This window comes from Streptomyces sp. NPDC004667 (assembly GCF_040609475.1).
Lineage (GTDB): Bacteria > Actinomycetota > Actinomycetes > Streptomycetales > Streptomycetaceae > Streptomyces.
Window position 1 is genome coordinate 1 of sequence record NZ_JBEXKC010000250.1, and the last position, 1,935, is coordinate 1,935.

Here is a 1,935-nt window from a genome sequence, read left to right on the forward strand (position 1 = left end):
GGGCGCCGGCTCGTCGGCGGTCCGCAGAAGGAGCTCGACTACTCGGACGACAAGGGCGAGAAGGAGACGAGCTAGCCGCCGTGCCCGCGACACCGATGAGCAGCGGCGGCCGTCTCCGGTCCCGGAGAGTTCGCCGCCCTCGCGGCGGCCCTGGCGGGCCGCCGCACCGTCGCCGCCCTCCCGCAGCCCGGATTCCGGCCAGGGGAGGAACTCCCCGACTCCCTGGACGCCCTGTGCGCGGCCCACGCCGAGGCCGTCGCCGGGCTGGCGGCGGGCCGGCCGTTCGCGCTCGTCGGCCACTCCGCCGGAGCCAACGCCGCGCACGCGCTCGCCCGTCACCTGGAAGCCCGGGGGGACGGCCCCGCCGCCCTCGTGCTCGCCGACGTCTACACCCCCCGCGCGCCCGGCGCGATGGGCGTCTGGCGGGACGTCATGCTGCGCTGGGCCATGGACCGCAGCCCCGTACCGCCCGACGACACCCGGCTCACCGCCATGGGCGCCTACCACCGGCTGCTCCTCGGCTGGACGCCCGGGCCCACCCGCGCCCCGGTCCTGCACCTGCGCGCCACCCTGCCCATGGCCGACTGGACCGACCCCGACGAGGACTGGCGGTCCGTCTGGGACACCGCCCACACCGTCGCGGACGTCCCCGGCAACCACTTCACGATGATGACCGAGCACGCCCCGGCCACGGCCCGTGCCGTCGACGGCTGGCTGGACGCGCTGTTCGGCGGCAACCGACGACGAGGAGAGGCATGACCTCCGAGACGCTGAACGGGGGAGCGCCGGCCCGGGACACCGCCCGCCGCGCCCGCGCGAACCAGCTCACCCGCGCCGCCCAGTGGTTCGCGGGCATCGAGGACGACCCCTACGGCCTCGTCCTGCGGGCCGGCGACGAGGACCCGTACCCGTACGAGGAGCGGGTCCGCGCCCTCGGCCCCCTGTACCACAGCACCCTCCTGGACACCTGGGTCACCGCCGATCCGGCCGTCGCGCGACAGGTCCTGGGCGACCCCGCCTTCGAGGGGCCCGGCCCCGCCGGCGCGACCGGGGGCGGCGACCCGCTGCCCTACCGCAGCCCCGCCCTCACCCCGGACCGGGCGGACGCCGCGCGGCTGGGCGCCCTCACCGCCTTCGGCGGGCCCCTCCTGCGGGCCGGGGACCCGGCGTCCGTCGAGCGGCGGACCGAAGCGGCGGCCCGTACCCTCCTCGCCGGACTCGGCCCGCGCTTCGACCTCGCCGAGGACTTCGCCCGGCCCCTCGTCGGCCGCGTCCTCGCCGCCGAACTCGGCCTGCCCGAAGCCGTCCACGGGGACTTCGTCCGCCACCTGTCCGGCTGCCGCCACGCCCTGGACGGCCTGCTGTGCCCCCAGACCCACGCCGTCGCCGAGGCCGGCGAGGCCGCCGAACGCTCCCTGGCCGCCCTCCTCGCCGAGGCCCTGCCCGAGGCCCCGCCCGGAGCGGGAGCCGACGCCGACGCCGACCGTGCCGACGCCGACCGCGCCGACGCCGACCGTGCCGACGCCGACCGCGCCGACGTCCTGCGTGCCGCGCTGGCCCTGGCCGTGGGCTGCGCCGAACCCACCGCCGTCCTGCTCTCCCACGCCGTCGGCCGGCTCCTCGCCGAACCGGGCGGCCCGCTCGCTCCGGCCGCCCGCCCCGAAGGAGCCGCCGCCGCCATCGCCTCGACCCTGCGCGACGCGCCGCCGGTGCGGCTGCGGACCCGTACCGCGCGCGAGGCCGTCACCCTCGCCGGGCACGAGCTGCCCGCCGGGGCCCACGTCACGGTCCTGGTCGCCGCCGTCGCCCGCGACCCGCGCGCCGCGGCCGACGGCCCGCCCCCCGGCCTCCTGGCCGACCCGTACCCCGGGCCGGGCGCCCACCTCGTCGGGGCCGTCGCCCGCGCCGCCCTGCGCGTCCTCGCCGCGACCCGGC

Annotated in this window: 2 protein-coding genes; both read left to right on the plus strand. The window is 79.4% G+C overall.

Translation table 11 applies throughout. The features are described 5' to 3' along the window. Positions 1-150: 150 nt before the first annotated feature. Complete coding sequence (locus ABZW32_RS39795) at positions 151-759, plus strand: alpha/beta fold hydrolase (RefSeq protein WP_356225805.1); 609 nt, start codon at positions 151-153, stop codon at positions 757-759. After that, positions 756-1,935, plus strand: a 1,180-nt coding sequence (locus tag ABZW32_RS39800) for a hypothetical protein (protein WP_356225803.1), incomplete at its 3' end; no start/stop codon positions are given. The genes ABZW32_RS39795 and ABZW32_RS39800, both read left to right, overlap by 4 nt.